The sequence below is a fragment of the Natrinema limicola JCM 13563 genome (assembly GCF_000337475.1).
Classification (GTDB): Archaea; Halobacteriota; Halobacteria; order Halobacteriales; family Natrialbaceae; genus Natrinema; species Natrinema limicola.
In genome coordinates, this window is sequence record NZ_AOIT01000034.1 from 1 (window position 1) to 24,548 (window position 24,548).

A 24,548-nucleotide genomic window follows, 5' to 3' on the forward strand; every position below is an offset into this window, starting at 1 on the left:
CACGCAGTCGGCGGTCAACGATGTTGTTACCGGCTACAATCTTACGTCCTACGCGAAGGACGCGCTCAAGAACTACGTCCCACAACTCCGGCGGACGTACAACGCGTCGGAACTCGAAGACGACCATCCGGTCCGGTTCACGAACCGGGGATTCCGAATCGACCACTCCGACGACCGTGTGTGCGAGTTCTGCTGGCGTGTTCCACAGGCCGGACGTGGGAACGCTTTCTGGATTCCGCTCCGGATCAATCCCGAACAGGAATCCTTGTGGTTCGACCTGCTCGACGAGAACGCGACAGTCGGTGAGTTCCGACTGCAACAGTGCCGCACGAATTGGGTGCTGCACGTCACCGTCGAGTACGAGGTCGCCGACCCAGAGATCCCGGACGATCCGACCCGAATTGGTTTCGATATCGGTGAGTCCAAGCTTCTGACGGGCTGTGCCTGTCAGAACGATACTCCGACTCAACCGTACATCTANCCGACCCGAATTGGTTTCGATATCGGTGAGTCCAAGCTTCTGACGGGCTGTGCCTGTCAGAACGATACTCCGACTCAACCGTACATCTACGACGGCGGTCGTTCGCGAGCACTCCGCAAGGAGATGTACATGACGCTGAAACGCCTCCAAGAGCGTGACGCCGAGCAGTGGCGCGTGGACGAACGCTTCGACCACTACCAGAACGCCCTGACGGACATCGTCGAGAAGGCGTCTCGAGAAGCCGTCGANGAGCAGTGGCGCGTGGACGAACGCTTCGACCACTACCAGAACGCCCTGACGGACATCGTCGAGAAGGCGTCTCGAGAAGCCGTCGAGTACGCCGAGTCCTTTGACGATCCAGTGATCGTTCTTGAGGACTTGTCGTACATCCGCGAGAATCTGGATTACGGGAAGTACATGAATCGACGCTTGCACTCGTGGGCGTTTGCCTGGATCACCGACCGTATCGAGGACAAAGCCCTCGAAGCCGGTGTCCCAGTCGAGTTCGTGAACCCGCGCTACACGTCTCAGACGTGCCACGCTTGCGGCCACATCGGCCGTCGTGGATCGCAAGCTGAGTTCACGTGTACGAACGCGGAGTGTTGGGTGACGGAGTATCAGGCGGATATCAACGCAGCAGCAAACATTGCTGGTCGCATTGACCCGTGGGGAGAGAGCGTTCCTTGGAAACCGGAGCGCGATGACTCGCCACGGGATGGGAGCCGTTGTGACACGGCCACAGGACACCGCTCGCCGAGTCGGCAATCCCGACAGACGACGCTTGCGGTCTTTGAGTCCTGAAACCTCCCTCGACACGAGGCTTCCCTTGTAGGAAGCCCTGTCCTTTAGGACGGGCGAGGATGTCACACGACGACAGAAACAACTCCCCCACCGACAATCGCGAGCCCGCCAAGGCCGAAACAGACGACCCAGAACGGGATGCGATCGACGATCCGCATGAGGGCGTCGATGGTGAGATAGCCGACGAAGGAACTGACTCCAAGTGCCGCTAATGCAGGCACTGGCTCGATACCGGGAAGACCACCGGAACCCGTGATAGTGAGAGCAGCCGCACCGAGACTGGCAGGGATCGACAACAAAAAGGAGAGACGGAACGCTGCCGGCGGATCGTAGCTCCGAAACAGCAGTGCGCTCGTCGTGATACCAGACCGTGAGATTCCTGGAAGGATCGCAACGCCCTGGACGGCCCCGACCAGAACCGAGTCAGGTAGCGTCGGCGCGTCACGGATCCCCATTGACACCGACTCCGAGGCGAGCTGAAGGATACCCGTGAGCACCAGGAGAACACCGATAGCCGCGATGAAGATGCCGCCGGTAAGCTGGCCGGCGAGATCAACTGCATACACGTACAGTGGGATTCCCACGACGCCAGTCATTAGCGTGGCGACAACGACGTACGACGCGATGGCGTTCTCGCCAGCGTACGCGCTGTCAGGTCGCCAGCCGGGCACTGCGCGGATGGCCGTCGCAATATCATCGCGGTAGTAGACCGCTGCCGAGAGCGTCGTACCGACCTGCAAGAACAGCGCCAGTTGCACCGCAACTGCAGGGTCGGTGCCCACGACAGTCAAGAACAGCGCCAGGTTGCCCTGACTCGAGACGGGCAACCACTCGACGATTCCCTGAACGATCCCGGCGAGGATTGCGACGACGAGGTCGATTCGGCTCACTGATGATGATGCGACAGTGTGATAACTTAAATGAATCCGATTCGAGTCAGTGATCGAGCGAGAAGATGAATTGTGACCGAGCTACTCGACCGTCACGCTCTTGGCCAGATTGCGCGGTTTATCGATCGAGCGTCCCAGCAGGTTCGCAACCCAGTAGGCGACCAGTTGTAACTGAACGTTCGCGAGCACAGAGCTGCCGAAATCACCGACAGCAGGAATCTCGAGGACGTGATCGGCGTACCGCCCCACGTCGGACTCGCCGTCGGTGATCGCCACGACGGGCGCATCGCGAGCCTCGACTTCTTTGACGTTTCCGATGGTCTTCCGTGCGGTCTCATCGTCACCGGTGACGACTGCGAACACGGGCGTGTTTTCGGTCACAAGCGCGAGCGGGCCGTGTTTCAACTCGCCAGCCGCGAACCCTTCCGCATGTCGGTAGGTAATCTCTTTCATCTTCAGCGCGCCCTCGAGCGCAACGGAATAGTGGTACCCACGGCCGATGAAGAAGTACGCGTCAGCGTCGGCATACTCCTCGGCGATCGCCCGTGCATCAGTCGTCTCGAGGACAGTCCTGACCTGGCCGGGAATATCACGGAGTGCCTCGAGTTCTTCGCGAGTTGGCCCGTCACCGAGTGTGAATGCCAAGAGTGCGAGTGCCAACTGCTGGCTTGCAAAGGTCTTCGTCGCGGCGACGCCGATCTCGGGACCGGCTCTGATATAGAGAGCGTGATCACACTCGCGTGCAGCCGAACTGGCGACCGTATTGGTCACCGCGAGCGTCGTCGCCCCGGCGCGGGCGGCCTCTCGAAGCGCGCGTAATGTATCAGCCGTTTCGCCGCTCTGGGTAACGCCGACGACGAGGGTCTCATCGTCGATGGGGACGCGATCGCTCGCGTACTCGCTGGCGAGGAACGCCTGCGCCCGAACCCCTGCTTCTCGGAGTCGCTCAGCGCCGAACAGCGCTGCGTGATACGACGTCCCGCAGGCGACGAACTGTACCGGCCCCTCGTGGTCGAGGTCAGCAAGGTCCTCGAGATCGACCGCTCCATCGAGATCGTCGATTCGACCGCGAAGACACTGCCGTAGGGCTTTCGGCTGCTCGTGGATCTCCTTGAGCATGTAGTGGTCGTAGCCACTCTTTTCTGCGTCTTCGGGATCCCACGCAACCGTTTCTATCGGCCGGTCGACGGGGTTGCCCTCCGCATCAGTGACGACAGCATCGTCGGCAGTCAGCCGAACGAAATCGCCATCTTCGAGATAACAGACGCGGTCTGTGTGCTCGACGAACGCGGGGACATCACTTGCGAGATACGTGCCAGTTTCGCCGAGGCCGACGACGAGTGGGGAGTCCTGACGAGCCGCGTACACTGTCTCTGATCCATCGAAGACAGCAGCGATCGCGTAACTGCCCTCGAGTTGATCGATCGTCAGTCGGAACGCTTCCTCGGGAGCCGCGCCGCGGTCGAGATAGCGACCGATCAACTGCGGGACGACTTCGGTGTCGGTCTCGCTCTGGAACGTGACTCCAGCGTCGATGAGATCGTCGCGCAGCCGCTGGTAGTTCTCGATGATGCCGTTGTGAACGACTGCAACGCGACCTTCTTCGTCGCGGTGTGGGTGTGCGTTCACATCGGATGGGGGACCGTGCGTACTCCAGCGCGTATGGCCGATCCCAGTCAATGCACCCTCGAGTTCGTCTCTCGGAACCGTGTTCTCGAGTGCTGATAGCTCGCCCTCTGTCTTGTGAACCCTCACCGACGGTGTTGGCACAGCAAGGCCGGCAGAGTCATAGCCGCGATACTCGAGACTTGACAGGCCATCGAGGACCACATCGACGGCGTCGACACCGTTGGACGTCCCAACATACCCGACGATACCACACATCGTCACTGCACCTCCGTTCCATCGTCGACCGTCCCGCTGACGGCTGTGCCAGCGGTAATAACAGCATCGGAGCCGACGACCGTTCCCGGCGCGTAGGTCACACCGCCTCCATCACGAACACGATCCGCGAGCACAGCACCCAGCCGCTCGTTCTCGTGGATTCGATCGCCAACGCGGACATCGCCGGGGCCACCGACCATGGTCGAGCCAGCGCCGATCTGGACGCCATGGCCAGTCACACCATCGATAAGTGTTGCGTTTGCTCCGATGCGGGTGTCTGCATCGACGACACTGTTCTCGACGACTGCGTTCGCTCCCACCGTCACGTTCTCGCCGAGCGCGACGTTCGGACCGACGACGCTCCCCGGGCCGATGACGCAGTCCGTCGAAATCACGACCGGTTCGACGATCGTCGCGGACTCATGAATCTGGGCGTCGGTCGATACTGTGCTTTCAACGCCGTTTGTACTCCCGAGGAGCGTCTCCGTCACCTCGAGTAAGTCCCACGGATACGTCGCGTCGTACCAGAACCCGGCGGATGTGACACCGCGGACGGTTTCGTCTGCATCGATCGCGTTCGCAATACCGTCGACGAGCGAGTATTCGTTGAACTGGGGCTCTGGGCCACGGAGGTATTCGAAGATTTCGGGCTCGAACGCATAGACTCCTGCGTTGAGATGGTAACTGCGGTCGTCACGGGGCCGTTCGACGATCTCCGTGACGTGCTCGTCGTCCTCGAGGATCACGCCGCCGTAGTTAGCGATGTCCCCGTCTCGAACGAGTCCAAGCGTTGCGATAGCGTCGTTATCATGGGCTTCACGAACGTCCTCGATGAGCCTCTGTTCGACGAGCTGATCACCGTTGAGTACGAGCTGCGGACCCGAAACCTTGGGTTCGGCTTCCAGAAGCGCATGGCCACTGCCGAGTTGCTTGTCTTGGACGACGTAGTCGATCGACACACCGCGGTACGTCGATCCGAAGTGCGACTGCACGTGTGTGCGACCGTAGCCGACGACAACGGTAATCTCCGTGATATCGGCGTCGACGAGCGCATCGAAGACGTGCTCGAGTATAGGTTTGGTCGCTGCAGGAAGCATCGGCTTCGGCCGATGTTTCGTCAACGGCCGAAGTCTGGCCCCTTCCCCCGCTGCAAGGACCACCGCAGAACTGATTGGCATGTCAAGAATAACAGTAATGAACGACTATTGTTCTTGTGGATCGGATTTTCACTCAACAGTAACATTCGAGATGGGGTTGGTGACCCGTGACAGGATTACGGCTCGAGAACTCCAATGATGACCGCTCAGTCGTCTCGGCCCAGACCCTCAAACGCGTCACGCGTTTCCACGACGAGTTCCTCGAGCAGCGACTCCGCGGGCTGAATATCGTCCGTCAGCCCGACGCTCTGCCCTGCAAACAGCGCCATGTCGTCGATATCCCCCTTAACATCCGGCGTCGCGAGGGCTTCGGCATAGCGTTCGATCGGTTCGCCGTCACCGTCGTCGGTCCGTGCAACGATGTCGTCCTCACCGGGACGATCGCCTGGAGGTGTCCGTCCTGCCGACTCCCATCGCTCGAGCGTCTCGTTTCGCAACACGCGATGAGGCATTCCTGGCCAGCCCTTATCGAAAAGACAGGTGTACTCGGTGTCGGTTTCGTTGCTCTCACGGAGTCGGCGGAGATACGTCTCGTGAACGCGTGCCTCTTCGGTCGCGACGAACCGCGTGCCGAGCCACGCGCCGTCAGCGCCTAGTGTGAGCGCAGCCGCAATCCCTCGTCCGTCGGCAATGCCACCAGCGGCGACGATCGGCACCGCATCGCCGACGGCATCTGCGACCCTGGGAACGAGCGCCATCGTCGACACCCCGCTCTGTACGTGCCCGCCGGCCTCGAAGCCCTGTGTCACGATCACGTCGACACCGGCGGCGACAGCCTTGCGCGCTTCTGCAGCGCTCCCGACGGTCTGTGAGACGAGTACGCCTGCCTCGTGAACTCGGTCGATGTAGGGCGCTGCCTCGCCGAACGAGAGCGTGACGATGTCGACTCCGGCCTCGAGAACGACCTCGAGGTGTTCGTCGGTATCCACGGTTGTCGTCGCATCGTCACACACGAGGTTGACAGCGAACGGCTGGTCTGTTAGCTCACGAGTTTTCTGGACTACCCGTCGGGTTTCCTCTCGGTCGCGCCACGTCACTGCGAGGTGACCGAGACCGCCGGCGTTCGAGACGGCTGCTGCGAGTTCGGGACACGTGGCGCTCCCGATCGGGGCCTGAACGATCGGATAGTCGATCTCGAGCAGTTCACAGAGGTGCGTCTGCAGCATCATTTCTCCCGCTTACTCACGGCCGCTGTTTTTCTTTCGTGAGTACCCGAACGTTTTCGATCCCGGTATCGGGATACTGACCCGAATCGTCTTTCTCGACGGCTTTGACCATATCCCAGACGACGTTGAGCCCGGTCGTGACACCCTCGAGGGCCTCCATCTCACACCCCGTCTTGCCGGTGGTCTCGACAGCGACTCGAAGTTCGATCCGGTCCTCGGCAAGTGAGAAGTCGGTGTCGACGTTCGTGATCGGGATCTGGTGACACATTGGGATCGTCTCCCAGGTGTGTTTGACGGCCTGAATCGCGCCGACGCGGGCGGTCGCGAGCACGTCACCCTTGCCTACTTGATCAGCGCGGATGGCCTCGATCGTCGACGGCTGGAGCCGAATCTCGCCGGCTGCGACCGCGCGACGTTCGCTGTCTGGTTTGTCGCCGACGTCGACCATCTGGACGTCGCCTTCGTCGGTGGTGTGGGTGAGGTCATCGGCTGCGTGGTCGTCGCCGCTCGAGTCGGCCGCGTCGTCGTTCTCACGCATCCGTCTCACCCCACAGCGCCGCGGGGATTTCGTCGAGCATCTCGGAGGCGAGTACACCCAGTGCATCGCTGTCGGCCAGACGCTCGCCTGCGATACCGCTGACGTACGCGCCAGCCGTCGCAGCTTCGAGTGGATCGGTCTCCTCGAGCAGCGCCGCGACGATCCCCGCAAGCAAGTCACCGGTGCCGCCGACTTTCATTCCCGGCGTTCCCGACCGGCAGATCCGGGTGCGATCGCCGTCGGTTATCACGTCGTCGACTCCTTTCGCGAGGACGACGTGGCCCAGGTCGGCCGCGAAGGCCTCGATCTCGTCGACTGCGTCGCGAAGCGAATCGGTGTCCGGCCCGCCCATCCGGGCGAGTTCCCGGCGGTTCGGCGTACAGACGAGTGTCGCCTCGGTGTCGATCTCGGGGACGACCGATAACGCGTCGGCGTCGACGACCGCTGCCCCCGTGTAGGACGCGAGGAACTGGCGCGTCGCCTCGAGCGTCTCGTCTGCGGTGCCGAGGCCGGGACCGAGGACGACGATATCATCGTGGCGTTCGGCCGTTTCGGCGAGGTCGTCGGCTTGGTCGGGTGAGAGGCGATCACTTCCGTAGGGCTGGACGATGAGGTCCTCGGCGTAGCTCTGAATCTCGCCGGCGACGGACTCCGGTGCGGCGACGAACGAAAGTTCGACCCCGGCTCGGAGCGCTGCCTGTGCGGCGAGTGCCGGCGCGCCAGTGTAGGGGCCGCCGCCGATGACGAAGACGCGGCCGTCGCGACTCTGTGGCCGGGCGAGGGTGACATCGCCGGGACCGGCGAACCGTTCGGCGGCAGCCGGAATCCCGATGTCAGCGACGGTGAGCTCGGCGTCGAGGTCATCGAGCCCTGGTTTCGTATCGTGGAAGGTGACAACGTGGTCGGCTTCGACGCCGTTAGACGCATGATCTCCCCCGTCGGCGTCGAAGCCGGATGGAACGTCGACCGCGAGGACGGTCGCGTCAGTGTCGTTGATCGCTGCCGCCGCAGTCGCTGCTGGTTCCCGAAGGTCGCCGCTGATCCCCGTGCCGAGCATCGCGTCGACGATCACGTCCGCCTCACTGAGATCGAACGCACTCGAGTCCGGTGTGAGGGCGCTCGAGTCGGTCACCTCGCGGGTGTCGTAGTCCGCCTGCTCGAGCGCGTCCCAGTTCTCACGGGCAATGTCCGTCCCGATCAACTCGGCGCGGCCGAGTAACAGCGTCGTGACGTCGTACGCGTCCAGGAATCGGGCGGCAACGAACGCGTCACCGCCGTTGTTCCCCCGGCCAGCGACGATGACGATGCGAGCGCCCGGGTCGGCGATCTCTCGGATCGCTCGAGCGACCGCGTGTCCGCTCGATTCCATCAACTGCTTTTGTGGCACGCCCAGCGCCGCGGCGTTTGCGTCGACAGCGGCCATTCGCTCGCCTGTAATCATACGCGAGGGTTCGGCCGGCCGACCGTTGAAGATTGCGGACAGTGCAACTCGTTCGGTGGTCGTCATCGATCGTTAGTCGAGCGTGACACGAACTGAACGCATGTGGATTCCGCGACCAGCACCGTTATTATCAGTTCCTGTGAATAGTTCGGCGTTCAGATGGGTGCAATTCGCGTAGACGGGCTGCGAAAGTCCTACGGAGCCGTCGAGGCGGTCGCCGGGATGAACTTCACCGTCGAGCGCGGCGAACTGTACGGCTTTCTCGGCCCGAACGGGGCGGGGAAGACGACGACGATCCGAACGCTGACCGGGCAGGTCCAGCCAGACGCGGGAACGGTCCGCGTCCTCGAGACCGATCCGGCGACGGAACCGCTCGAGACGCGCCGGAAAGTCGGTATCCTGCCAGAACAGGGATCACCGCCGAGCTTTCTAACACCGCGTGAGTACCTCGAGTTCGTCGGCGAGGTGCGGGATCTCTCGGCTGACCGGGTTGCCGACCAGACGGTGGCGTGGGCCGAGCGACTGGGATTCGAGAGCAAACTCGAGACGCTGCATACCGATCTCTCCCGGGGCCAACAACAGAAGGTGATGATCACGCAGGCGTTCATCCACGAACCGGATGTCGTCTTCATCGACGAGCCGCTAGCGAACCTCGATCCGCTCGTCCAGGAGCAAGTCAAGCGGTTCCTGATTTCCTATGCAGCCGGCGACAACGCCGTCTTCGTCTCGACGCACAACATCGACGTCGCCGAGGAGATCTGTACCCGCGTCGGCATCGTCGCCGACGGTCAGCTCGTGACCGAACGCTCGCTTGACAACGGTGCGGATGAGGGCGAGGGATCGCTACTCGAGCTCTTTCTCGAACGTGTCGAGGCCGAAGAGACGCGAGACACGCCGACGCTCGAGCACCTGGGCTCATGACTGGGTCCACGACGAGCGATCGGCCAGATTCGGGAGGTGGCCTTTCGACCCGGCGGCTGCTCGCGGTGCTCTTCCGCGAAGAGTGGCGTATGCACACTCAACTGTTCGGCGGCTGGCGCTTCGCGCTCTTCCCGGTCGTCATCGCCGTCCTCGCGGTGGGAGCGACGGTCGCGCTGCTCGAGACCGGCACCGCGCAAGGAACGATCGTCGGTGGCCTGCACGCACTCGCCGTCGCCTTCGGCCTCTATAGCGGCACTGCCGGCTTCGCGGGTTCGGATATGCTCGAGAACGTCTTCGGCCGGCTGTCGCTGTTGCTCTCGTCGTCGACGACGCTGCCGCTCTCGCGACGGTGGTTGCTCGGTGTCTTTCTCCTGAAGGACGCGTTGTTCTACGGCGTTGCATTCGTACTGCCGATGGCACTCTCGAGCGCGGCTCTGACGGGTTTTTCGGCTGCGACGCCGGTCGCCGTCGGGCTGTTCTGGCTATCGCTCTGTCTCGTTTTCGCGGTCGGGATGGCGACAACAGTCGGGCTAATTGCCATTCGAACTCGCGGCGTGCCGCCGTGGACTATCGGGCTGGCGGTTGGCCTCTCCGTCGTCGGCATTTGGGCCACGGGCAGCCTCGGTGCCGTTCAGTCCGTTTTGGTGCCGGTGCGCGGCTCCGCGATCGCCGCTGGCGGGCTGGCCGTCAGCACCATCGTCGTCGCGATGGTCTCGCTCGTGGCCTACAATCCGACGTACGGTCGACCCTCGCGGACCGCGACCGATCGCTTTGCCCGGCTTAGTGGGGCACTCCCCTTCGAGAACGCGCCGCTGGTCACGAAGTCACTACTCGACCTCGCGCGCTCCTCGGGCGGCGTCTGGAAGCCGTTCGTCTCGGCGTCGATCCTGCTCGCGCTCGTAGCCGCGCTCGTCGGTGTCGTCGATTCGATTACCGGCATCGTGCCCGCGCCGGGGATCTTCTTCGGCGGCGTCCTCGGCCTCTCGGCGTTTACGACCTACAACTGGCTGACACAGTTCGACTCGCTCGAGGCCTATCTCGCCTACCCCGTCTCGATCGCGGACGTCTTCCGGGCCAAGCGAATCGCATTCGTGCTCGTCGGTGCGCCGACGGTCGCCGTGCCATACCTCGCGGCCGTTATCTGGTTCAATGCGACGCTGCTCGATGCCGTCGTCGGCGCGATCTTGCTGGCCGGCTACGCGCTGTATTACTACGGCCTCACCGTCTATATCGCTGGCTTCGATCCGAACGAGTTCCTCTTCGATGCCGTTCGTTTCGCGACGTTTACCGTCGGCGTGGCCGTCGCACTCGTGCCGACGCTGGTTGCCGGCTTCGTCGTCGTCCCGCCGTCAGTCGAACTCGCTGCTGCGCTCGGTGTCGGCGGGGTCGTGATGGGTGTCATTGGGATCGTCCTCTCGAGTCGCGCCGGGCCACGTTGGGACGCAAAATATCGGACGGAATGAACGGCACATGCCGTTACGCGGCAGCCCAGCTGTCGCCTTCGTTCGCAAGGGACAGGAGAAACCGTCGGCCCGTTGATGTCACTGCATGAGGGTCATTTTCAAACCAGGCAACGCGTACGAAGAGATCGATTGTTTCGACTTCCGCGAGTACGAACACGGTATCGTCCTGCGCGACGAGGAGGGATACAATATCGGCTACGTCCCACACGATATTCTGAGCCACATCGTGCCCCATTCCGACGAACAAGTCGAATTCGAGAACGGACAGCCGTCGGAATCCGGAACTGCCGAGTGACAACGGGACGGGTAAACTGAGAAGAGGATGGCCTAGACTCCTTGAGGCGAACCGATAGGACAATACACCCTGCAGCGGGAGTACCGCCAACGCGGATGACACGAACGCTTCTCGTCGCCGGAACCGCGAGTCACGTCGGCAAGTCGACGGTCGCGGCCGGCCTCTGTCGATTGCTCGCCGACCGTGGGGTCGACGTCGCGCCGTACAAGGGCCAGAATATGAGTAACAACGCGCGCGTCGTCGTACGGCCGGACGCGGACGGTCAAGGAGATGGCGAAACTGACGATCGATGGGGCGAAATCGGCGTCTCCCAATTCGTTCAGGCTCGAGCGGCCCGCATGACTCCCACCACCGACTGCAACCCCGTTCTTCTCAAACCTCGCGGCGACGGTGAGAGCCAGCTCGTCCTGCAAGGCGAGGCCCACGACCACGTTCCCGCGGGAACCTACTACGAGGAGTACTGGGACCAAGCACGCGAGGCCGCCGAAGAGTCCTATCGCAGACTGGCGGCCGACAACGACGTGATCATCGCCGAGGGCGCGGGCAGCATCGGCGAGATCAACCTCCACGATCGGGACCTCGCAAACGTCGAGACGGCCGAGTTCGCCAACGCCGACATCCTTCTGCTGGTCGACATCGAACGCGGCGGGGCATTCGCCAGCCTCTATGGCACCATCGAACTCGTCCCCGACGCGCTTCGCGACCGAATCGTCGGCGCGGTTATCACCAAGTTCCGCGGCGATCCGTCCCTGCTCGAGCCCGGCATCGAGGAGATCGAATCCCGAACTGGTGTGCCGATTCTGGGCGTGCTCCCCTACGACGATCCCGGTCTCCCCGAAGAGGACAGCGTCGGCCTCCCCGGCAGCGAGGAACGAGGTGTCGTCGGCGACGAGGATGGCGTCCCCGCCGATCGACGGCTCCGGATCGCTGTCCCCCGGCTGCCGCGAATCTCGAACGCGACCGATCTCGAGGCGCTGGCGGACGAACCCGGCGTCTCGGTTGTCTACGTGCCAGTCGACGGCGACGGGACAGCTGATCCGCTCGAGGGAGTCGACGCCGACGCAGTCGTCATCCCAGGGACGAAGAACACGGTCGACGACCTGCTGGCACTCCACGAGGCCGGCTTCGCCGACGCGCTTGCGACCTTCGACGGCCCGGTTGTCGGGATCTGTGGCGGCTACCAGATGCTCGGCGAGCGGATCACCAACGCTGCGCTCGAGGGAACGGGCACGGACGATACCGTCGATGGCCTTGGCCTGCTGCCGGTCGAAACCCGATTCGAGGGGGACAAACGCCTCGAGCAGACGTCGGTTCCCGTTGACGACGCTGCGTCACCGCTGCTTGCGGGTGCCGACGGGCCTGCGTCTGGGTACGAGATCCATGCCGGCCGGACGCGGGCGCTCGAGGACGTGACCCGGCCGCTGGGCGACTCGAGTGCGGCCCGTGGACAGGTGCTGGGCACCTATTTGCACGGGCTGTTCGACAACGAATCGGTTCGGACGGCGTTTCTGGAACACGTCGCGGCGACGGCGGGGGTCGACTGGCCGCCGCAGGCGGAGACGGACGCGTCACCGTCGCCGGACTCGGATGCGACGGATGCTGGCTCGACGCCGTACGATCGCGCGGCACGGCTCGTCAGCGAACACGTCGATCTGGCGGCGCTTGGCGACCCATTCAGCGAGTGAGAAAATAGACGGCAAGACCAACAGCAGAGACGTTCGAGCGACTACGATCCGTCGCGGTAGGTTCCGAGTAGTTCCTCGAGGATGATACACTCCTGGTCGGTCTCGTCGTAGTGGGTGTCGATGAAGCGTTCGGCGGCCTCGTAGTTGCCACGCAGTCCGTGTTTGCGGACGTTGATGACCGCGTCGAGGAAGAAGGTGCCACCGTCTGTCCCGAGCGCTTCGGCGTGGTCGCGGTCGCTGATATCGAGTTCGGCCTGGATCTCGTCGAAGTTGAACGTCTTGACATCGTGATCGTCGTTGATCAGGGTGAGGACGTACTCCGCGGAGAACCGATAGAACTCGGACTTACTCTCGAACATACCGTCTTCGACGAGTGCGTCGATCTCTTCGACCACGTCGTCGGGGTACCTGACGGTATCTTTCGCCATTTCCCTAGACTGGTCGGTACTCATTAATTATTGTTTCGCCAATCCCGTTCAGGTTGGAAATCCAACAGTGGAGCGACCTGTCGGACGTGACCGGTCCGGCGTGGAGCACAGCGACGCGCCGATCACGGCTCGAGGTCCAGTTCGTGTCTTCCTGCAGAGTTATTGGGGTTCGCGCAAAAGGACGGACTGTCATGGTAGACGAAGCTGAACTCCGCGAGCAGATGATCGACGCGTTCGAAGACGCCGACTATCCGGTCTCGAGTCCGATGGATCTCGTCCCGGCGTTGCCCGACGGCCCAGGGACGAAATTCGAGTCTGGCGACTTCTCGATGACCGCGATGGAACTCAACACCAAGACCACGGGCGGGGATTTCCCCTACGACGATGTCGAGTCCCTTGTCGACGACCTGCTCCGGGAGCTCAAAAAGCAAGACGAACTGTAGGCTACGGACAGCCGTCGTCCGGTTCTCGTCGGTGGGCAAGCGAGTCAGCCGGTGACCAGCAGGCTTTTTATTCCACAGCGTAGTTGTGAGAGAAGAGAGCAGATGCGGACTGTCTGGACGGAGCGATACGAATGACTGAGAGACAGTGCTCGAGACCGATCGTCATCGTGATCGACACCCGTACCCAGGAGAGCCGTCTTCGACCACGACTCGAGCAGGCGACCGAGCGCGACGTACGAACGGTTTGTAATCACGAGTGTCCCCTCGAGTCGATGACGACGCCTGCCGACACCGAACGCGACAGCGGCGTGGAAACGAACGCGGAACACAGTGGGGACTCGGCGCTCTCCAGTACGGAGGACACGGCAGCCGTCAGCGAGACGGCACGGATTACGCCGAGTGCTGTCGTGCTCGAACTCGACCGGCCGGGCGACATTCAGTCGTTGTTACAGCGAGTCAACGCTGACCTGCCGGCTGTGCCGACGATCGTTGCCCCTCACGAGGGCAGCGAACGACTCGCGACGGTGGCGCTCCGTGCCGACGCGACCGAATACGTGCCGACGGAGTACGACGAAGATCCGATCGACCGGATCGTCTCGACGGTCCAATCCGAAACCAGCGGTCGATCGGATGACGGCGACAGCCGGTACCACCACATCCTCGCTACCGAACTCCCCGATGAAGCGTTCGTCATCGGCGAAGACGGCACCTATCTCGAGGCGAAGGTCCGTTCCAGGTCAGCGGACCTCTACACCGTTCCCGCCGACGAATTGGTCGGCACCACGCTCGAGGACGCGTTTCCCGATACGGTCGCAGCGGACTTGCAGGATTGTCTCGACCGAGCGATCCAAACTGGCGGCGTGCAGTCGATCGAGTACCAGGCGGACACCACCGATGGCTGCCGCCAGTTCGAGGCCCGCGTCGTCCCGATCGACGAGCGGGTTCAGGGGCGACGCGCCGTCGTCTGGCTGGCACGAGATATCACCGAACGCGTCGAGCGCGAGCGACAGCTCCGATCGCGACAGGACCAACTCGAGACGTTAAACCGGATCAATGCCGTCGTCAGACAAGTCATCGAGACGCTCGTCGAGGCACCGGCCAGAGACACCATCGAACGCGAAGTCTGTGAACAACTCGTCGACTCGGAGCTGTATTGTGGCTCGTGGATCGCCGAACGGACCGGCGACGGCCGGCTGTCATACCGGACCGGCGCGGGCGACGCCGAAACCATCCTCGAGTGTGTGCGTGACTGTACCGGCGAGTACGAGAACCCGGTCGCGCAGGCAGCACGAACGGGCGAGTTACGGACAACGAACAGCATCACCGAGAACGAATCACTTCCGGACGAACTCCGGGCAGCGGCCCGCGAAGACGATGTCAGATCCGGCATCGTCGTTCCGATCACACACGAAGACGCGACCTACGGCGTTCTCACCGTGCTTGCGAGTCGCGACGACGCCTTCAGCGAGCGCGAGCGAGCCGAGTTTAGATTGCTCGGCGAGACGATCGGCTTTACCATCATGGCCGTCAAAAACCGCCAGCTACTCTTTGCCGACTCCGTCGTCGAACTCGAGTTCCAGATCGACGGCGGCGACACGTTCTGCTTCGATCTCTCCGAGCAATACGACTGTACCGGCTCGCTCGAGTGGGCTGGCACGACGTCGGGCGGGCGTCTCTTCCAGTACGTCACCGTCGACGGCTTGGACGGTGAAACGGTCCTCGAGGAGGCGACGACACACGAGTCCGTCGAGGAGTGTCGGCTCATTCACGACGGCGACGAGCGCTGTACGATCGAGTTGCGGCTTCGGAGATCGGGCGTCCGCACGCTCGCAAACCACGGGTCGACGATTCGGGACGTCACCGTCGAGGACGGTGTTGCAACCTGTCTGATCGAGGTGTCACAGGACGCCAACATCCGGGAGATCGCCGAGGCACTGACTGTCGTCTACGAAGACGCCGAGCTCGTAGCCAGACGAGAGGTCGATCGGGCGGTCAGGACAGCAGCCGAGCGGCGAACCCGAATCCTCGATGAGCTCACTGACCGCCAACTGACGACGTTACGACTCGCCTACTACGGTGGGTTCTTCGACTGGCCGCGAGAGAGTACCGGCGAGGATATCGCCGAGGCGATGAACATCTCGCCACCGACGATGCATCAACATCTCCGAAAGGGACTGAAGTCGATTCTCGGAGAGTTCTTCGAGGATAGCACCGGTACTGGTACTAGCACTGAGTGACACTGTCTGCTGTCACTGGGTACCAGCGCACCCGTCTAATGACTGTCGTTCGGTGATGGGTCGTCAGAAACCGTCAGAGCGTGTGAAACGGTCCAAACAGCCGACTAGCATCGGTTTCGTGGCCTGTCCGCCCTCGGCAGAACGTGCTGGTCTGGCCGACTATCACGGAAGCTAGAGTTCCACTCTTCGAAGACCATCACGGATGCTTAAACGTCGGCTATATGAACCCGAGCGCCAATACGCGTGACAGTCAGTCAATCGAATAGCAATGTCCGAGACGACAGCAGTCGCCCAATCGTGGGGGGTGGGATAGCCGTGGTAGCACTGCCATTCGAGACTGTGTTCGAAGGGTCGGATGGTCGATACTACACCGACTGGCAGGTTCGTCACCGGCTTCGGACCGATGAGTGGACGTTTTGCATGCAACAGCGAACGCCGCACCGACGACTGGTCGAAACTGACGACGACGCGTTACTCCTGTTGGTCCCGATCGAACTCGAGGAGCTCCCAGCAGGACGCGAGATCCGCGTTTCCGGGTGTTGTGCCCGCGTCGTCGATACTCAGCGCGTGCCGTCAGCGTAGGCTCGATCACGCCATGGCTATCCACCGACGGGCGCTCGCCTCGAGGCGATTTAATGTACGATCAGGTTCAGCCATAGAGACTGGGTGCGTGCTGCGAAACTCGCACTCGTGAACCGTCGCGCGTTCCTCGGAACGGCCGGCTCGGTGCTCTCGCTCGGGACGCTTGCCTATACGACACGCGGGGCCACCGACACGCTCGAGATTCGAGTCTGGCTCTCCGAACAGGCCGCGACATACGACGGCGTCGCCAAGCGGATCCGCGAGTATCTCACCGCGACCTTCTCGCTCGAGTACTGGACGCTCGCAGTCTCGATCGGTGGGACCGTCTCGGTTTCGAGTGAAGACGCCGCTCGTCTCACCAGCCGCGGCGAGTGGCCGATGGCCGTCGCGACGGGTGCCCTCGGTGGCCGTGAGTTGGAGGCGGCGTCAGACGTCAACCTGCTGGTTACCGACGGGAGCATGGAAACGGCACCCACCGGCTACGGCGTTCCACACGTCGCATCGGTCGGTGGAGCGCGACATATCGCTGCCCTCGAGTCGTTCGAAACGCTCGTCGACGACGGACCGCGATCGATCGCGCCGAACACGATGCCGGCACACACGATGCACGTCCTCCTCCACGAAATCGGCCACGCACTCGGCCTCGGTCACAAACATGGCACCGCATTTGTCGACGGTGACACCGTCGTCGCGACGCCGATGCTCAGCAGCTATGCGTGGGATTCTGCGTCCGATCACGATCGCTCACAGTGCGGGACGACGATTCCCGACACGAACGGTCGGCACCGAGCACTTAGCTTCAGCTTTTCGTCGTGCGCTCGTCGAGAACTCGCGAGCTACGACGGCGATGTCGCTCTCTGACCGGTCAGTCGCCCCACGTCGAGAACGGAACTGTGTCGGGCCCACTCGAGGCATCCGGTTTCGGCCCGCTGGCCAAGTCTAGGCCGTACCCACTCGTCACTCGTCGTCGTCGCTGTCCGTGTCACCACGGGCGAAACTCGCCTGTGCCTCTCCGTCTGCGTCGGCGCTGGCGTTTGGCCCCTCGATGAGCGCTTCGAAGTCGTCGGCTTCGTTGTACTGGTCCTGGTACACCAGTGCTGCTTTCCCCATCGAAGTGATCTCGTAGAGCCCGGACCGCTCTGCGGGGCCGATTTTACGGACGAGTCCATAATCCTCGAGCACTGGGAGTCTCGTGTTGATGTTCTTCCGGCTTTTCCCCGTGTGCGAAGCCAGATTCGTTGCGACATTGCGGCCCTTGTCCTCGAGCGCCTCGAGGATGAGGAAATCAGTTGGTTGACGGAGTTTCACGTGTGTTCACTCTCGTACCACACTATATTTCCAGTGGTAACTAATACTTTCGGCTCGAATATGTTAATCAGCACTGGTAATTGTCATCAGTATCCGGGTGTGCTGAGCCGATGGCCCGCCGTGTCTTCGGGAGCGAAAGTCCCGCCAGTTTCGCCCTCTCGAAGGTCGACAGCATAGCTCACTCGAGCAAGTCGACGCCGGTCGAGCCGAGCCACGAGAGAAAGTCCGCGACGTCCGCCGGCGACTCGACGCGAGCAGACGCAGTCGAGGGTTCGTCGCTGCCGACCCTGATACCGAGTCCGTCCGGTTCGACGGTTCGGAACGCTGACTCGTCAGTGACGTCGTCTCCGACGTAGATGACGGCCGTCTCAGAGGGCTCGTCGGCAGCGATCACCTCGACTGCGTCTCCTTTCCCCCACGCCAAATCCGGGCCAATCTCGAGGATCTGCTTGCCAGGTGAAATCTCGAGGGCGTCGCCACCGACGCTGTCGACGACGTCATGGGTGATCCGACGGACGGTCGGGACGGCTGCCGATGGAACGGCTCTGAAATGGACTGTCCCGGTCAGGCGTTTGTTTTCGACCCGGCAGTTCGGCACGGACGCGAGAGCGACCTCGAGGACGGCACAGAGCCGTTCGATGCAAGCGGCGTGTTCACGTGCGACCGAATGGATAGAGATATCCCCATCACGGGCGAGCTCGAGGCCGTGATTGCCAGCATAAATCGACGGACCGTTGATGCGCTCGCGGACGTCCAACAGGGCTCGACCGCTAACGACGGCCGTCGTCACCCCGGGTGTGTCCGCGAGCGTCATCACTGCCTCCTGATTGCGCTCGGTCGGCGTCGCGTCATCGGGATCCTCGACGATCGGGGCGAGCGTCCCGTCGAAATCCAGACAGACGAGGATGCTAGTGGCGTCGTCGATCGTCGCCCGAATCCGGGGCCACTGCTCCTCGAGCGGCTGTGGCGGTGATGGTGTGTCAGGAGCCCCCATCGGTCACACTGGCGGCGTGGGCTCTCGGGAGTCGGACTCCGAGTCCGTGCGCCTCCCGGTTCGGCCGGACTTGTCGGAACTCCCGGCGTCGTCGTGTACGCGGTTGATCCAGTCGAACTGCGTCGTCATCCACGACTGGATGTCGCCGCTGAAGACGCGCTGGCGGAGCGTGTTCAGCCGCCGCTGGCGCTCGTGTGCCGACATCGAGAGCGCGTACTCGAGTTGGGCCGCAACCCCCTCTGCGTCGGCGGGGTCGATCGTCAACGCGTGCGAGCCGAGCCGCTCGTGGGCACCGACTCGATTGCTCAGCAGTAACGCGCCATCGCCGTCGACGCTCGCTGCGACGTACTCCTGGGCGACCAGGTTCATTCCGTCGACCAGCGAGCTTACTACCATCGCGTCGGCGTGGCGATAGAGCGTACAGAGGTCCTCCCGTGGCAGGACGTCCTCCGTGTAGACGATCGGTCGCCAGTCGGCGGTCCCGAAGCGGCGGTTGATCCGCTGGACCTCGCTGCGGACGAGCTCGCCGTATTGCTGGTAGGTCTCAATTTCGGTCCGTGAGGGCGTCGCCTTCTGGACGAACGTAAACTCACCGCGCCAGCCCGGATTTCGCTCGAAGAATCGCTCGAGCGCTGCCAGTCGTTCCGGAATCCCTTTCGTGTAGTCGAGGCGATCGAGCCCCAGCCCGAGCGTCGTTCCCTGTGGGATTCCGTACTCCTCGAACAGCGCTGTGAGGCGGTCGCGGTCGGTCGAGCGTGCGTCACTGTCGTATGCTTCGGCATCGACCCCCATCGGGGTCGCGACGACGCGGGTCGTCCGCCCATCGTAGCGAATCGTCCGTCGGGTGTGATCGACATCAGCGGCCGGGAGGAACCGGTCGACACAGTCGACGAAGCGGTCGGCGTACCCCCCGACGTGGAACCCAAGTAGGTCGTTGCCGAGCAGTCCCTCGAGGAGATTGCCGCCGGCAGGACAGTGTCGAAACGTCTCTGGTATCGGCCACGGGATATGCCAGAAGTGGGCAACGGTCGCACCGTCGGGGATCGAGTCCTGAATCAGCCGCGGCGCGAGCGCGAGATGGTAGTCCTGCAGCCAGACCACCGAATTCTCGTCGGCATGGTCGCCGACCGCCTCGGCAAACTGTTCGTTGACCGTCCGATACCACTCGAAGTCGGTCGGCCGATTCTCGAGGAGGTCCGGAAAGCCATGACAGAGCGGCCAGAGCACGCGGTTGCTAAAGCCGTAGTAGTAGGCATCGATCGCCTCCTCCGAGAGATCGAGTCGACGCAGCGTGTAGGCCTCTTCATCTGGTGGGACGGCCACGCAGTTGCGGTCGTCCGTGACCGCGAAGTCAGCGTCGCCGTCGCCCCAGGCGATCCAGGTTCCGTCGGTTTCCTGGACGACGGGGTCGAGGCCGGCGGTCAGCCCGCCGGTCGGCTCGTCGACCGTGATCGATCGCTGATCATTCGGACGAGCGAGCCCGCCGTCGGCTCCAAATGACGGGTGCCCGTCGCTGCTCGTGGGGTCCGAAGCGGATTCGTCTTCGTACTTGTGGCGGTACGGCTGGCGGTTCGAAACGACGATCAACGACCCGGGACAGTTCGGACCGTCGCCCCCGGACGCGTCGTCCGTTCGTCCGCGGTCGCTGGCTCGAGTTCGATACTGTCGATCGGACACAGTCGTCGTCGGCAACCGCTCTGGAACTCGCATTCGCTGAAACAGCACAGTCTCACCACTGGTTGCTTCGCGGCCTGCGCTCGCTGGGGGGTTACTAGGTTCCCACTAGTCCCCACGGATGGCAGACAGTCCGCTCGCGGAGACAGTCAGCCAAAATACGGGAGACGCTCGTAACCGGAAGTAACCAAACGTTGATTGGTCGCTCGAGCGAACCCATTGCCATGACGCCGTTCGAGCGCCGGATAGCCGCCTGTCAGAATCGGCTCGCCGACGTCGGGGCCGATCTGACGGTTTGCTTTCCGAGCCCGAACCTGACCTATCTGACCGGCTTCGCGGAATCGCCATCGGAACGACCGCTATTGCTGTTCGTCCCCCGAGACGGCGATCCCGCAATCGTCGCGCCAGCGATGTACGAGGCCCAACTCGCCGCAGTGCCGATCGCGGATCTGCAACTGCACTGCTGGGCCGACGCAGAGGATCCACTCGAGAGTGTCGAGCGCGTGCTTTCGAGCTACTCGCTCGAGGAATCAGACGAAGCGACTGTCCTCGTCGACGACCGGATGTGGGCGACGTTCACGCAGGATCTCCGAGACCTGCTGCCGAACGCGACGTTCGGGCTCGTCAGTACCGTCCTCGAGCCGCTCCGAATCCGCAAGGACGATGTCGAACTCGCGGCGCTTCGTCGCGCTGGCGATCTCGCAGATCGCGTCGCACTCGAGATTCGCGAGCGTGGCGACGAACTGCTCGGCATGACGGAATCGGAACTCGCAAGCGAGATCGATCGGCTGCTCGCCGCAGAAGGCGGCGAAGAGCCAGCCTTCGAGACGATCGTCGCTGCCGGCCCCAACGGTGCCCGTCCGCATCATCACAGTGGGTCACGCCGGATCACAGCCGGTGATCCCATCGTGCTGGATTTCGGCGCGTTCGTCTCGGCTGCTCTCGAGACGGGAACCGGTCGCTATCCCGGCGATCAGACGCGCACGATCGTCATCGGCGATCCACCCGCCGAGTACGAGCGCGTCCACGAGACCGTCAGAAACGCACAGGAAGCCGCGATCGACGCCGTCGAGCCAGGCGTCACCGCAGACACAATCGATCATGCCGCCAGATCAGTCATCGAAGCAGCTGGCTACGGCGATGCTTTCGTTCACCGCACTGGCCACGGCGTCGGCCTCGAGGTCCACGAACCGCCCTACATCGCGGCGGGCAACGACCGCGAACTCGAGCCCGGGATGGTCTTCAGCGTCGAACCGGGGATCTACCTCGAGGGGCAGTTTGGCGTCCGGATCGAGGATCTCGTGGTCGTCACCGACGACGATGTCGAGCGACTGAACGACACGCCGCGTGGCTGGGAAACTGGACAGTGACACGGCGGGGAAGATCGCGGCCGACCTGCGAGCTATGACACCAGGTTTCCGGTGAAATCGACTGGTGGAAGTGTTGAAACATCGACAATACGGATTCTAGAAGCAAGCGCAGCGAGACAGGATTGGCGCGAGACGATCGCAGTGTTCAAGCGTCATCAGTCTCGACGAGCACTTTTCGGACGACTTCGGGGTCCTCGAGCAACTGGTGTTCGGTATAGCTCCCTTCGGCGCTGCCGCCGCTCCGGCGGGCCTGCTCTAAGATATCGAGGAAGGCGTGTTCTTTGAGCAGGTCTCGAACCCGCCGCAGGGAGAGCGGATCAGACCGTTCCTGTCGGCAGATCTCCTCGTAGACGTCGTATATCTTCGTCGTCCGGAACCCGTCTTCCTCTGGCGTGTTGAGCGAGAGGACTGCAAGCGCCTGCAGAACGTACCGCGAGTGTGGCGTCGAGCCGCGGATGAGTTCCCGGAAGCGGTCCGTTTCGGCCCGCTCGCGAGCCTGGACGACGAACTCTTCCTGCACGGTCTCGTTGCCGTTCGACTGGGCAATCTCGCCGGCGTATCGGAGAATGTCGATGGCCTTGCGAGCGTCGCCGTGTTCGCGGGCCGCAAGCGCTGCAGCGCGTGGGATGACCGAGGGCTCGAGAACGCCATCTTTGAACGCGTCACTGCGGGCGTCCATGATCTCTCGGAGCTGGTTTGCATCATAAGGTGGAAAGACGAACTCGCGTTCACAGAGACTCGATTTGACTCGCTCGTCTAACCGATCCTTGTACTTGATTTTATTACTGATCCCGATAACACCGATCTTGCACGACTCGAGCTTTCCGGCCTCGCCCGCGCGCGAGAGTTGCATGAGAATGTCGTCGTCGTCGAGCTTGTCGACTTCGTCGAGAATGACGAGAACGACGTCGTACTGGGTGTCTAATACCGTCCAGAGGCGCTTGTAGTAGGTCGACGTGCTGAGGCCCTTGTCGGGAATTTTGATATCGGTAACCGCTGGCTCGTTTAACGTGTGAGCGATCGTCTGGACGGCCTGGGTTTCCGTGTTGTCCTGTGCGCAGTCGACGTAAGCGAACGCTGACGTGATGCCTTCTTCCCCCGCGACGCGGACCAGCCGCTCCGAGATGTATTTCGCACAGAGCGATTTGCCAGTTCCCGTTTTCCCATAGATCAACAGGTTGCTCGGACTCTGACCGAAGATCGCGGGATTGACCGCGTTTGCAAGTTCCGAAATCTCGTCGTCGCGGCCGACGATCCGACCCTCTTCGGGGAGATGGTTGATCTCGAGGAGTTCTTTGTTCTCGAAGATCGGATCGTCGCGGGTGAACAGATCGTCGCCGGAACTCGACATAGAGGGACACCGTGTTTCCGGTGAAATAGCTGTTCCGTTTGGCGGCGACGATCCGGAGCCGAGACCGAACCGCGCTGAGACGGTCGCAAGGAGGCGAGACGCTGCCGATTAGGTAATTCGATCGAGACGAAACGCCGTCTTCGGTGACCGCGAGAGTCGGTCGACGGCTGCCGACACACACACACCGTGTTTCCGGTGAAACAGCAAAAATCCACTGTGGGGTGCAGTCGAAGCGGAGGTTACCGATCACTGTTTCACCGGAAACCCGGTGTACGACACGAGGGCGCATATGAAATTCCGCGACAACAGACACGTTATCGCCTCGATTTTCGCTCGAGGCTGCTGTCGTACTCAGTGATAGTGGTTGATATTTAGTGACCGCACTCGAAACGGGTTGTCAGCTAGAAATCGTCGGTTCGATTGCAGCGATATCTAATCGATATCTATTATACTTACTTCTAATTCACTTAATGGACTTTACTCATATGGCCAATTTATATATTCCTATTTTGAACAAGCGATTCTATTAGGTAGGCAACAATAGATAGATATCTCGTCTTTATCCTGCTATTACGGTCCGAGATTGCATACCGTTGGGTGCTTTCCTCGTTCGGTGGATACACGTCCGAGGTTTCAATAGGTCCCTGCTTGTTTCACCGGAAATACGGTGTGCATTCGACAGCGTCGCTAGAGATGGCCACCGGCTGTTCGTACCGTTTCACCGGAAACCCGGTGTGTGTCCGCACGAGCATGGCACTATTACCCGCGTGTCTGTGACTCGTGAGAGTCTCTGGTTCGATCACAGCGGTCGTCTGCTGTTCCTGTTGGAGACACGAGACTCGTTCTCGAGTCGTCCAGTTGAGTCGCTGGCTCATTCACATCGTCACGGCTCCTATCGAGGAATCGAATTCACCGGAAATCCGGTGTGTTTGCTCGCCGGTGGTCACGATGCCGTTCACCGGAAACCCGGTGTGTGTCAGCTACAGGACGTCGCTGCCATGTTTCGGTGTCGGCACAATCTCGATCGCTCGAGGACGATGCTGAGCCTCCGACGATTTCACCGGAAACCCGGTGTGTGGATCACAGCCACGGTATGTGGGTCCCTGTTGCACTAAACTGCTGTCGACGCTGTCAGTTCATACGGACTCCTGTCAGTCAGTTCCGGGTCTCCGCGACCTGTCCTGTGGATACGCCGGTAAATCGGTACAGCAGACCGTATCAGTAGTAATAGAGTTCGAGTTCGTGGCCACAGTTTCGACATTGTGTCTCTTTCCCGAGAAGCCGGTTCGAATCGTTCTCCGTGTGAATCCCCGGTCCTGGTGGAAGGGACGTGGCAACCGTCGCATCACACTCCGGACAGCCGATATTGATGTCTGCATTTCCTGTCCGAGACATACCGTAGACGTATTTGGTTGTCCCCGATAGTTATCGGAATCGTA

At 62.1% G+C, this 24,548-nt stretch carries 22 protein-coding genes; 10 read left to right on the forward strand and 12 right to left on the reverse strand.

Annotation, left to right across the window (positions count from 1 at the left end):
- Window positions 1-1,282, forward strand: a 1,282-nt coding sequence (locus tag C476_RS08270) for an RNA-guided endonuclease TnpB family protein (RefSeq protein ID WP_008011815.1), incomplete at its 5' end; no start/stop codon positions are given.
- Between the two features lie 62 nt (window positions 1,283-1,344).
- Here the strand turns inward: C476_RS08270 and C476_RS08275 are convergent.
- The 6 genes from C476_RS08275 to C476_RS08300 all read right to left on the reverse strand — a co-directional run bounded on the left by C476_RS08275 (window position 1,345) and on the right by C476_RS08300 (window position 8,358).
- Complete coding sequence (locus C476_RS08275; protein ID WP_008011817.1) at window positions 1,345-2,172, reverse strand: undecaprenyl-diphosphate phosphatase; 828 nt, start codon at window positions 2,170-2,172, stop codon at window positions 1,345-1,347.
- 81 nt (window positions 2,173-2,253) lie between these two features.
- Window positions 2,254-4,056, reverse strand: a complete 1,803-nt coding sequence (gene glmS / locus C476_RS08280) for a glutamine--fructose-6-phosphate transaminase (isomerizing) (RefSeq protein ID WP_008011819.1) — start codon at window positions 4,054-4,056, stop codon at window positions 2,254-2,256.
- Window positions 4,057-4,058: 2 nt separating this feature from the next.
- Window positions 4,059-5,234, reverse strand: coding sequence for a sugar phosphate nucleotidyltransferase (locus C476_RS08285; protein WP_049911675.1), 1,176 nt, complete (start codon window positions 5,232-5,234; stop codon window positions 4,059-4,061).
- Between the two features lie 125 nt (window positions 5,235-5,359).
- A complete protein-coding gene (locus tag C476_RS08290; RefSeq protein ID WP_008011823.1) occupies window positions 5,360-6,382 on the reverse strand; it encodes an NAD(P)H-dependent flavin oxidoreductase in 1,023 nt (340 codons plus the stop codon).
- 13 nt (window positions 6,383-6,395) lie between these two features.
- Window positions 6,396-6,917 (reverse strand): cyclic pyranopterin monophosphate synthase MoaC, encoded by a 522-nt coding sequence (gene moaC, locus C476_RS08295; RefSeq protein WP_008011826.1) that lies wholly within the window; start codon window positions 6,915-6,917, stop codon window positions 6,396-6,398.
- On the reverse strand, window positions 6,910-8,358 hold the full coding sequence (locus tag C476_RS08300; RefSeq protein WP_049911687.1) for a bifunctional ADP-dependent NAD(P)H-hydrate dehydratase/NAD(P)H-hydrate epimerase: 1,449 nt from the start codon (window positions 8,356-8,358) through the stop codon (window positions 6,910-6,912). The genes moaC and C476_RS08300 overlap by 8 nt, the downstream gene beginning before the upstream one ends.
- Before the next feature lie 159 nt (window positions 8,359-8,517).
- On the opposite strand from C476_RS08300, the gene C476_RS08305 reads away from it, so the two are divergent.
- The 4 genes from C476_RS08305 to C476_RS08320 all read left to right on the forward strand — a co-directional run bounded on the left by C476_RS08305 (window position 8,518) and on the right by C476_RS08320 (window position 12,722).
- On the forward strand, window positions 8,518-9,279 hold the full coding sequence (locus tag C476_RS08305; RefSeq protein WP_008011832.1) for an ABC transporter ATP-binding protein: 762 nt from the start codon (window positions 8,518-8,520) through the stop codon (window positions 9,277-9,279).
- Complete coding sequence (locus C476_RS08310; protein WP_008011834.1) at window positions 9,276-10,742, forward strand: hypothetical protein; 1,467 nt, start codon at window positions 9,276-9,278, stop codon at window positions 10,740-10,742. Before C476_RS08305 ends, C476_RS08310 begins: the two co-directional genes overlap by 4 nt.
- 85 nt (window positions 10,743-10,827) lie before the next feature.
- Entirely contained in the window at window positions 10,828-11,037 is a 210-nt protein-coding gene (locus C476_RS08315; RefSeq protein WP_008011836.1) for a hypothetical protein, read from the forward strand.
- 95 nt (window positions 11,038-11,132) lie between these two features.
- Entirely contained in the window at window positions 11,133-12,722 is a 1,590-nt protein-coding gene (locus C476_RS08320; RefSeq protein ID WP_008011837.1) for a cobyric acid synthase, read from the forward strand.
- Window positions 12,723-12,763: 41 nt separating this feature from the next.
- On the opposite strand, the gene C476_RS08325 is transcribed toward C476_RS08320, so the two are convergent.
- Window positions 12,764-13,150: a ribbon-helix-helix domain-containing protein gene (locus C476_RS08325; protein WP_008011840.1), complete on the reverse strand. Its 387-nt coding sequence runs from the start codon at window positions 13,148-13,150 to the stop codon at window positions 12,764-12,766.
- A gap of 191 nt (window positions 13,151-13,341) precedes the next feature.
- Here C476_RS08325 and C476_RS08330 point away from each other — a divergent pair, with 191 nt between their 5' ends.
- From C476_RS08330 to C476_RS08345, 4 genes are all read left to right on the forward strand, one after another.
- Window positions 13,342-13,593 (forward strand): MTH865 family protein, encoded by a 252-nt coding sequence (locus C476_RS08330; RefSeq protein ID WP_008011842.1) that lies wholly within the window; start codon window positions 13,342-13,344, stop codon window positions 13,591-13,593.
- 131 nt (window positions 13,594-13,724) lie between these two features.
- Window positions 13,725-15,830: a bacterio-opsin activator domain-containing protein gene (locus C476_RS08335; protein ID WP_008011844.1), complete on the forward strand. Its 2,106-nt coding sequence runs from the start codon at window positions 13,725-13,727 to the stop codon at window positions 15,828-15,830.
- A 315-nt stretch (window positions 15,831-16,145) separates the two neighbouring features.
- Window positions 16,146-16,412 carry a hypothetical protein gene (locus C476_RS08340; protein ID WP_008011846.1) on the forward strand — a complete coding sequence of 89 codons (267 nt, stop codon included), beginning with the start codon at window positions 16,146-16,148 and terminating at the stop codon, window positions 16,410-16,412.
- A gap of 84 nt (window positions 16,413-16,496) precedes the next feature.
- On the forward strand, window positions 16,497-17,273 hold the full coding sequence (locus tag C476_RS08345) for a hypothetical protein (protein WP_008011849.1): 777 nt from the start codon (window positions 16,497-16,499) through the stop codon (window positions 17,271-17,273).
- A 96-nt stretch (window positions 17,274-17,369) separates the two neighbouring features.
- On the opposite strand, the gene C476_RS08350 is transcribed toward C476_RS08345, so the two are convergent.
- From C476_RS08350 to C476_RS08360, 3 genes are all read right to left on the reverse strand, one after another.
- Window positions 17,370-17,720: a winged helix-turn-helix domain-containing protein gene (locus C476_RS08350; protein ID WP_008011850.1), complete on the reverse strand. Its 351-nt coding sequence runs from the start codon at window positions 17,718-17,720 to the stop codon at window positions 17,370-17,372.
- 178 nt (window positions 17,721-17,898) lie between these two features.
- Window positions 17,899-18,714 carry a trehalose-phosphatase gene (otsB, locus tag C476_RS08355; RefSeq protein WP_008011852.1) on the reverse strand — a complete coding sequence of 272 codons (816 nt, stop codon included), beginning with the start codon at window positions 18,712-18,714 and terminating at the stop codon, window positions 17,899-17,901.
- Between the two features lie 3 nt (window positions 18,715-18,717).
- Complete coding sequence (locus C476_RS08360) at window positions 18,718-20,424, reverse strand: alpha,alpha-trehalose-phosphate synthase (UDP-forming) (RefSeq protein WP_008011853.1); 1,707 nt, start codon at window positions 20,422-20,424, stop codon at window positions 18,718-18,720.
- A 188-nt stretch (window positions 20,425-20,612) separates the two neighbouring features.
- Here C476_RS08360 and C476_RS08365 point away from each other — a divergent pair, with 188 nt between their 5' ends.
- Window positions 20,613-21,758 carry an aminopeptidase P family protein gene (locus C476_RS08365; RefSeq protein ID WP_008011856.1) on the forward strand — a complete coding sequence of 382 codons (1,146 nt, stop codon included), beginning with the start codon at window positions 20,613-20,615 and terminating at the stop codon, window positions 21,756-21,758.
- 145 nt (window positions 21,759-21,903) lie between these two features.
- Here C476_RS08365 and C476_RS08370 read toward each other — a convergent pair whose 3' ends face one another.
- Together C476_RS08370 and C476_RS18705 are read right to left on the reverse strand one after the other, a co-directional pair.
- Complete coding sequence (locus C476_RS08370; RefSeq protein ID WP_008011858.1) at window positions 21,904-23,109, reverse strand: Cdc6/Cdc18 family protein; 1,206 nt, start codon at window positions 23,107-23,109, stop codon at window positions 21,904-21,906.
- Window positions 23,110-24,327: 1,218 nt separating this feature from the next.
- On the reverse strand, window positions 24,328-24,504 hold the full coding sequence (locus C476_RS18705) for a hypothetical protein (protein WP_008011862.1): 177 nt from the start codon (window positions 24,502-24,504) through the stop codon (window positions 24,328-24,330).
- Between the last annotated feature and the right edge of the window lie 44 nt (window positions 24,505-24,548).